Here is an 8251-nt window from a genome sequence, read left to right as displayed (position 1 = left end):
GTAATAAACGTTCAAAGTGCCGCTGGTGGACAAATCCACAACCAAATGCGCCCAACCCAGCGTGTCTGGCGAACCGGTTCCATCGTTTGGCCCGGTCTGGATCGAGGTCGTGTCGGTGACTGATCCGTTAAGCGTCGGCATCGGAAAGACGGTAAGCGCGCCATCCACCCGCAGGTCGATACCTCGGATGTCTGTACCGCCGTTTGCATACGCGTCGAATCCGACCGCTATGCCGGTCGTGGTACCTTCCTCCGGTCCTTGGGCATTGCCGCTGTCGAGAGCGTATTTTGTCGAATCGGCGGGGTTGGCAAGCGCTGGATCATTTTCGCGTGCGAAGGCGATGCAAAAGCCGTCGGCTGGCGTGGTTCCGCCTGTGCCATTGCCAATCCGCACATCGGCCTCCATGTGGAACCCTCCAACAATCTGGCCGTTATCAAAGTCTGAGAACACGATTGCACCCGTCTGGCTGTTGTGTGCAGGCGTGATCTGCAAATACCCGTCGCTCGCGTTGGTGGAATATCCCGCGCCATCACTGGGTACCCATGACGTACTCGCTCCATAAATAGTCGCGAGGCCTCCAGCCGTGGGGTCACTGTTGAAGTCAAATAAAACGGACGCCGCCGGCGCCGAGCCGGCCCATATCAGGCCCAGCCCAATTAGTGTGTGGATGTTCCTTCGCATATTATTTATTTTGGTTGCTCTGTTTCTGTTAATATCTGTGGAGGTTGAATGTTTCGATCCCGCAAAGGATTCCGAGACGAACAACCGCCCGACTGGTTATCAAGTAACTCGCTGTGTGTGTTATGCTGATTATAAACCTGAGTTACTCGCGTTTAACAAGGAAATAATCGCTGCTTGTGATCAGTAACTCATGTTTTGGCAAATAAGGGTGAGTTTTTCGCATGCGTTGTGAACGGGCTGGCCTGGCGGACCAAATCCTCCAGATGGTCGCGGTGCGCGGGGAGATTTGTCCATTGGTGGCTGGCCCAAAGCCTGGCGTAATGCTCCTGCGCAGGTCCGGGTGATCCATCCAATCATAAGTGTAACCATCCAGAATATGGCCCCAGTGATTAAGCAAGACACTGGTATCTCTTCATGGAAGTATCCTGGTTAGTGCGGGATCGCCTACGATGAAAACCGATATAAGTATCCAGACGAGTTCGCTGAGACCAGGTTGAACATGTTCAGTTCGTTGAGGACAACATACCAAGCTCACGTAAATATCGATACCGTCGGCCAACGCCAAATCTGTCAAGATACAACGGATTACTGACGACGGACTCTAATCAGTTTGGCTGTGTATGCCCCATCGACGTCATTACCAAATGGTGTTAATTGCCGTTCGCTTTTTAATTCGAAATCTGGATTCTCGCTTAAAAACTGTTGAACTACCTGGCTATTTTCCTCAGGTTCAAGGCTGCAGGTGCTGTAAACCATGATCCCATTTGGTTTTAATCGTGGTGCAGCCCTTCGCAGCAATTCCAACTGGGTTTCGCGCAATCGCTCGACTTCTTCGGGCTGAATGCGCCAGCGCAAGTCCACCCGTCGCCGCATCACACCGGTATTGGAACACGGCGCATCGATGAGCACGCGATCAAAGCGTTGTGCCGGATTGGCGATGACTGCGTTTGGCGCTATGGATGCCACCACGCATGTCACGCCCAATCGCACATAGTTTTCCCTTAACAAGGCCAACCGATCGTCACTGATATCCTGCGCAACAATCTGTCCTCGATTTTGCATTTGTTGCGCGATCATCGTCGTCTTGCCGCCCGGGGCAGCGCATAAATCCAACACGGAATGAGCGGCCTTCACATCCAATTCACGAACGGACAGCAACGTGCTTGGGTCCTGGATGTAAAAAAATCCGTCTTTAAAACTCTTCAATCCGGCCAGCGGGGGGTGCGATTCGAGCTCAAAAATCAACCCGTCCTCAATCCAATCGTACTGGCGGGGAATGAATTTTACCCCTTCGGTTTCCCATTGCGCCGTCACTTTGGCCGCATCCGCCTTCAAGGTATTGATACGCGCATACGTCCTGGCCGGAGTGTTGTTCCATTCCATCAGCTTGGCCGTATGCTCCGCCCCATAGCGCTCCAGCCAGCGTTGATAGACCCATTCAGGATGGGAATAGCCGATCTGCGGCTGCGCAATCTTTACCTCCTCCAACAGTTTTTCGGTTTCCACGCGTTCCCGCAAATAACCGCGCAACACCGCATTCACAAACCCGGACTGCGCAACAAAACCAAGTTCTTTGGCGATTTCCACGGTTTCGTGCACAGCAGCGTGGTTAGGGATGCGATCCAACCAAAACATTTGATACAGGCCTAATTGCAGAAGCACTTGCATCTCCGGCTTCTGCCTGCGCCCCTCGGTCTTGCGATCAATCAACCAATTCAAGGTTTCCTGCCAGCGAACAATGCCATATACTAGTTCCTGGCAAAGCCCACGATCCGGGGCCGAAAGACGCGCTCGCGAAAGCTCGATTTCAAGCAGGTTTTCGGTATATTCTTCCTGGCTCAGGCGCTCCGTAAGGACGCGCACGGCAATTTGTCTTGGTTTTTGTTCGCTCACGACGCTTAATAATGACATTGTTTTCATCGGACGCGAGAAATAAGCTGACTATATGAGAGATGAGTTTGAAAAAATGGTTGCGGCGGGCAAGCTGGAGAAGCATCAGGTCGAACCCCTGGTTCAGCTTACGACGAGTGGTTATTGCATGCATCGCAGTTGGGGACTCGGGAAGATCACCACGGTGGATACCGTGTTCGCCCGGTTCATAATTGATTTCCAAGGTAAAGCCGGTCATACCATGGATTTGGCTTTTGCTGCGGAGTCTCTAAAACCCATCGCCAAGGATCACATTCTTGCGCGTAAGATTTCCGACCTCGAAGGCCTCCGCCAGATGGCGGCTCTGCATCATCTCGACCTGATCAAGGTTGTCCTGACCAGCTACGGCGGCAAGGCGACCCCCGATCAAATCCAGCAGGCACTTGTTCCAGACGTCATTAAGGACGATTGGAAAAAATGGTGGGAAGCCGCCAAAAAGGAACTGAAGAAGGATGGCCACTTCCAGGTACCTCTGAAAAAAAGTGAACCTATCGTTTACCAGGTCAAGGAAGTCACCCTTCAAGACCGTCTCCTCGCCGAGTTTCGTGCCGCCAAAGGTCTGAAGAACCGCATCGTGGTCGCCGGTGAAGTGCTCAAGAACATGGCCGACCTGGCAGACAAGCAGGCTGCCGCCGCCGAAGTCATTGCGGCTCTCAATGTCGAAATCGGCACTCATCAACGCACGCAACCAGCCGTGGCCTTGGAAGCGATCTTTGTCCGTGATGAAATTCGCCACGGCGCTGGTCTGTCCCCGGCCGAAAATGAGCTCACTGATAAATCCATTTGGGCTCAGGAATTCAGACTGGGACCGCTGCTCGAACAGGTACCCGCCATCAAACATCGTCGCACGCTCGAATCCTTCAAGGAAGCGCATCCAGACGATTGGGCCGATATTCTTCGCAATACGCTAAATACCGTTCCGGCCAAGCTATGTAAGGAATGCGCGAATCTCCTGATTCATGAAGGCAAGATGGATCTCCTCAAGGAGACCCTCGCCCGCTTGATCAGCCAGCATTCCGCCAGCAGCGAATTGCTCCTCTGGCTCGCCAAGGAACGTTCCGATGCCTTCGCTGATATTCTCGGACCCGAAGTTTTCCGCGCCATGCTCAGTGCGATGGAACGCGATCAGTTCAACGAAAAACGTTCCAACCGCCTGCGCGATTATATTCTCGATGACCAGCAGCTCCTGGTTGAGTTGATCGGGTCCGCCGACCTCGAAGTCATCAAGGACTTGACCCGCGCGCTGCAGCTTTCTCCTTGTTTTGATGACATGGACAAACGCTCGCTGCTGGCTCGCATCGTCAAGAGCTACCCGGCCATTCAATCGCTGATTTCCGGCGAAGCCACAAAGCAGGACGCCGGCTTGATCGTTTCCTGGGACAGCCTCGAACGCCGCAAGAACGAATACGCTGAATTGGTGCAAAAGAAAATTCCTGCCAATTCCAAGGAAATTGCCATCGCCCGCAGTTACGGCGATTTGCGTGAAAATCACGAATACAAAGCGGCCAAGGAAATGCAGAAGATCCTCATGCGTCGCAAGGCGGAATTGGAAAGCGAACTCGTCCGTGCGCGTGGCACTGATTATCTGAACCCCAAGACAGATGCTGTCAGCATTGGCACCATTGTAAAAGTAACCGACCTCAATAGCAGCCACATTGAGCACTTCAACATACTCGGTGCGTGGGATTCTGACCCTGAAAAAAATGTCATCAGCTATCTGGCGCCTCTGGCCCAGTCCTTATTGAATCGTAAACCGGGTGAAGAAGTCGATTACGAGATGGATGGACAAAAGAGACGCTTCCGCATCGACGAAATCACTCCATACAAGACTGCATAGTCCCTTCGCTGTCGCCTCGGCAGCCACAAAATTTAAATCCCTTCTCCGGCCACGCTGGAGAAGGGATTTTTATTTGAAGAAATTAAACTGTTGCTTAGACCTTGCCGCCAAAGGAGGCGTAGTCATCCACATCCAGCAAATCGAACCAGGTCGCGATGTCTTCGCGTTTGGGCGCGACCTTCGCATGCAATCCATTAAAGAATTCGCGTGTTTCCACGTCCGTTGGCACTCGTTGTTCAGCCAGGCTTGACCAAACGTGAACCTCGACCAGAGTCCGTTTAAACTTCGCGTTTTTGTTGATCCACTCGAGAATTTCTACATCACCCTTTCCGGCCGCCAGTTGCTTATGCAAGGCCTTGGCGTCTATGCCGACAAAGTCCAGAAGACGTTCATCCATCGGGCAGGCATAATTGTACTCGCCATTCTTTTTGGCGATCGCAGCACGCCCTTTGTCCAGCATGCGAGGCAGAATCACATAACCGCCGAGGCGCACACGCGCGCTACGCGGAGGACGTTGGGTTAAATCAGGTGCGTTATTTAGAGCCATAATATTCTTTCTGATAGTTTGGTTTCGTTTGTTTCGCTTTCCAGATTCAAAGGATTTCTGGATTGCACGCTAAAATGCACCCAAACCTTCAGAATGCAAGGCCCACTGGTGATCCGTCATTTAGCGGACCGAGGAGAATGCATTCATCCTCTCTTCTCTACCGGCCGCAACGTCAACAAACCGTACGCTGACCAGAATACCAAGGAAATTATGGTGAACAACCCAGGCAAGATAATCCCGACTGCTGAGGGTGGTTTGGCAGCGTTCATGTGCCACCAATCCGCACAGGACTGACCAAACGTAAAACCTTTCGGGACCATGTGGACAAAAACAATCGTGTTTAAATAAAATTTCCCCAGTGTCAAGAGGCTTATACAAACAAGCGGCCATACCAACACCTGACGAATCTGCTTACACATCATGAAGGCCAGAAAGACCCCACTCGCTTTGATTCCAAGATTAAGTTTTGCTGAGAGCATCGAAGCCAAGGTGGGTCCAGGAGGGTAGACAATAACATAACCAATCGAAGCTAAGAGACTGTACACCCAACCTGCCAGATTGATTCGTGAAAGGATTTTCTCCATAACAACTTGATACCTTGAGATCGTATAAATTAAATCTCAACTTATCAAGGCGCGTCTGCTCCTTGGAGCGTGTTGATTCTAAATCGAGCGGAATGGATTTTTAATTTGCAAAAAACAATCCTGATTCATTTCACCGTAATCCCATAACTCTGCGAATGGCTGTTAAACTCCGGGGCATACATGCACTGTATCTCCGCAATGCCGCTTTGATATTGCCCTCTTTGCGCCACGCGTGTGGAATATTCAAAGACATAAACTCCTTTCGGCAGGTAATCGATGAAGAAATGGCTCGCGGTGTCGCGCGTCGATTCGTAATAAGCCAGTCCATCCTGATACTTGTATTGCGATAACACGTTCACTGGCTCCAACCCGCTACCGCGCTGGTCTTTCATGTGCACATATTCCATGTCGCGGTCCGTGCGCAGTTCGATTCGCACCACCAATTCATCGCCGACATTCACGCCACCTTTCAATGGCTCAAGCACCGGGCCTCTTGCCGTGTTTCGTTTTACGAACAGCGTTTTGTTCAACTTTAAGGGCGTCCCTTCATGAGGCGTTACCTTGGAGATGTCTTCCAGATATTGCCAATGCACGCTGCCCCACGCGACACCTGTATCTATCTTCTTCACCACGATCTCACCCATTTTCGGCTTCACCTCCGCGCCTGCAAACTTCTGTTCATAAAAGCCAGTGCCCGCCTCCACCTTTTCCGGCTTGATGGTCTTGCCTCCGAGGGACACTTCCACCAGCGCATCGGACGCGAGCAGGTTGGTTCCGCGCAACAACAACGCATACACGGCATCGGCCGTCGCCTTGGTCGTTTTCCAATCCTCCGTCTGCTTCTGTTTCAAGAGCCAGACCTTGCAATCCTCGACCGTCTTGGCGTCCTGCATCACTTCATCGAATGCCTCGATCATTAATGCCTGCGTCTCAATCGGCGCACGATACCACCACCATGAAAGTTCCGTGTCCCGCCAGAACATTCCCATCTCTTCATTGCTCACCGAATGTTCCTTGATGGATTTCATAATGTCCTTCGGCGTTTTGTTATCACCGAACCGCAGCAGCGCAATCGCCAGATGTCCTTGCGACTGCCGATTCCCCATCTCCAGCCAGTATTTGCGCGCCTGGCCCAGGAAGTAATTCACCGCCTCCTGATGCACGGCATTAACAGGCCGGTCCTTTAAGAAGAAACTCCGTCCATAAAGGTAAAATGCCACGGTGGTACTCAGATGGTTGTCATTGGGATGATCGTGCTTCAGAATTTCGCGATACTGTTCGTCGATCCAGCCATCCAGCCGATTTAGCGAGCGAACAGCAACACCGGTATTCACATCCAATCCCAGATGCCGCAAACGTCCGAATCCGGTGGTGATATAGAGCGTGATATATTCATCGCCTCTGCCGCCTGGGAACCATGGCCACAAACCATCCGACAACTGCATCTGCTGCAATTTCTGAAGAACCGAAGCTGTTTCATCGTTCAGCCGATTCTCATCGAACAATATTCCCACATTCCTGCGCGCCTGGCTTTCGGATTCCGCCTGCCGAAGCCACGGCGTCTCCTCGATGCTGACGCTTTTCAAATCCTGATTTTTTTCCAGCGGACTCTCCAATGCCGGCGTCCCTTTCCATTGATCGAACACCCGGCGAATCCTGGGATCAGAATTGGCAATGTTTCGCGCGAGTGCATTCGCGTAGAAGCGATTGAACGTTTGCTCCGAGCATTCATGCGGGAACTCCATCAAATAGGGCAACGCCATTACCGCATACCACGATGGATTGGAAACCATCTGCACGGTGAGACTCTGATGCCGCAACGTATCCGAACTGCCTGACTTCTCGAGCTTCGCGAAATCAAACTTCTTTGTCGCCGGCCCGCGAATCGGTAATGGCAGTGATTCCGTCACCAGGATGCGTCGTGACAATACCGGCAGATATCCTTCCTCGCCATCCGACACGGTTCCGGTCGAACCCACCGCTTTGTAACTCAGGAATCCAATGTCATCCGGCACCTTGATCCGCCACGAATAGCTGCGCGATTCCTTGGCCGGAATATCAAAGTCCAGTTCAGGTTTGGTATTTCCCAACAACTGATCGGCGGATTTATCATTCAAAGCCTGATTGAACGTGAGCCGCACCTTTCCAGCTTGCCGGTTTGTGGTTTGGTTCAGAACCTTGACCGAGAACTCCAGCACATCGCCTTCGCGCAGGAACCGTGGTGCATTCGGTTGCACCATTAAATCCTTCGCCGTAACAGTCTTGCCTTCCAGGAATCCGGAACGCATTTCCTTGTCATGCGCAAAACCCATGAACTTCCACTGCGTCAACGCCTCCGGCATGGTGAATACCATCCGCACCACGCCGTTGCTATCGGATGTTAATTGCGGAAAGAAGAATGCTGTTTCGTTCAGATTCTTTCGCGCCGTCACTTTGCTCAAATCTACTAGCGGTTTGCTTTCCCGTCCCGGTGCCGCAACCATGTCTGATTTTCCGGCCGAGAGAACGCTGGCATCGGCAATGCCATTGTCTGCCAGCTTCATCAAACTGGCGGCTCCTCGAGTTCTATTCAAGGATCTGCCCTCCATCCCAAGACTCGCTTGTGGCAAGATGACCGGCGCAGGCGCAACTGCGGTTTCCCTCCGCGTGGGGCTCCTCCCGTGCCCCCAAAAT

The 8251-nt window shown here is 52.2% G+C and carries 6 protein-coding genes; 1 reads left to right on the top strand and 5 read right to left on the bottom strand.

The genetic code is table 11. The features are described 5' to 3' along the window. Both CFLAV_RS31320 and rsmB read right to left on the bottom strand, forming a co-directional pair. The coding region (locus CFLAV_RS31320) for a lectin-like domain-containing protein (protein WP_007418965.1) at positions 1 to 681 on the bottom strand (681 nt) is incomplete at its 3' end. A 585-nt stretch (positions 682 to 1266) separates the two neighbouring features. Next, a complete protein-coding gene (rsmB, locus tag CFLAV_RS31310) occupies positions 1267 to 2601 on the bottom strand; it encodes a 16S rRNA (cytosine(967)-C(5))-methyltransferase RsmB (protein WP_007418964.1) in 1335 nt (444 codons plus the stop codon). Between the two features lie 25 nt (positions 2602 to 2626). Here rsmB and CFLAV_RS31305 point away from each other — a divergent pair, with 25 nt between their 5' ends. Further along, entirely contained in the window at positions 2627 to 4447 is a 1821-nt protein-coding gene (locus CFLAV_RS31305) for a GreA/GreB family elongation factor (RefSeq protein ID WP_007418963.1), read from the top strand. A 94-nt stretch (positions 4448 to 4541) separates the two neighbouring features. On the opposite strand, the gene CFLAV_RS31300 is transcribed toward CFLAV_RS31305, so the two are convergent. The 3 genes from CFLAV_RS31300 to CFLAV_RS31290 form a co-directional block, all read right to left on the bottom strand. Next, on the bottom strand, positions 4542 to 4994 hold the full coding sequence (locus CFLAV_RS31300) for a DUF5069 domain-containing protein (RefSeq protein WP_007418962.1): 453 nt from the start codon (positions 4992 to 4994) through the stop codon (positions 4542 to 4544). A 143-nt stretch (positions 4995 to 5137) separates the two neighbouring features. After that, positions 5138 to 5578, bottom strand: a complete 441-nt coding sequence (locus tag CFLAV_RS31295; protein WP_007418961.1) for a hypothetical protein — start codon at positions 5576 to 5578, stop codon at positions 5138 to 5140. A gap of 125 nt (positions 5579 to 5703) precedes the next feature. Continuing rightward, positions 5704 to 8151: an alpha-2-macroglobulin family protein gene (locus CFLAV_RS31290; protein ID WP_202796986.1), complete on the bottom strand. Its 2448-nt coding sequence runs from the start codon at positions 8149 to 8151 to the stop codon at positions 5704 to 5706. Between the last annotated feature and the right edge of the window lie 100 nt (positions 8152 to 8251).

Origin of the sequence: Pedosphaera parvula Ellin514 (assembly GCF_000172555.1) — a bacterium.
Taxonomy (GTDB): Bacteria; Verrucomicrobiota; Verrucomicrobiia; order Limisphaerales; family Pedosphaeraceae; genus Pedosphaera.
Note: the sequence above shows the minus strand (reverse complement) of the source record. Positions and strands in the feature narration are given on the sequence as shown.

Coding starts and splice junctions, on each gene's coding strand:
- CFLAV_RS31300 (WP_007418962.1), bottom strand. CDS start 4,994: ATGGCTCTAAATAACGCACCTGATTTAACCCAACGTCCTCCGCGTAGC.
- rsmB (WP_007418964.1), bottom strand. CDS start 2,601: ATGAAAACAATGTCATTATTAAGCGTCGTGAGCGAACAAAAACCAAGA.
- CFLAV_RS31295 (WP_007418961.1), bottom strand. CDS start 5,578: ATGGAGAAAATCCTTTCACGAATCAATCTGGCAGGTTGGGTGTACAGT.
- CFLAV_RS31305 (WP_007418963.1), top strand. CDS start 2,627: ATGAGAGATGAGTTTGAAAAAATGGTTGCGGCGGGCAAGCTGGAGAAG.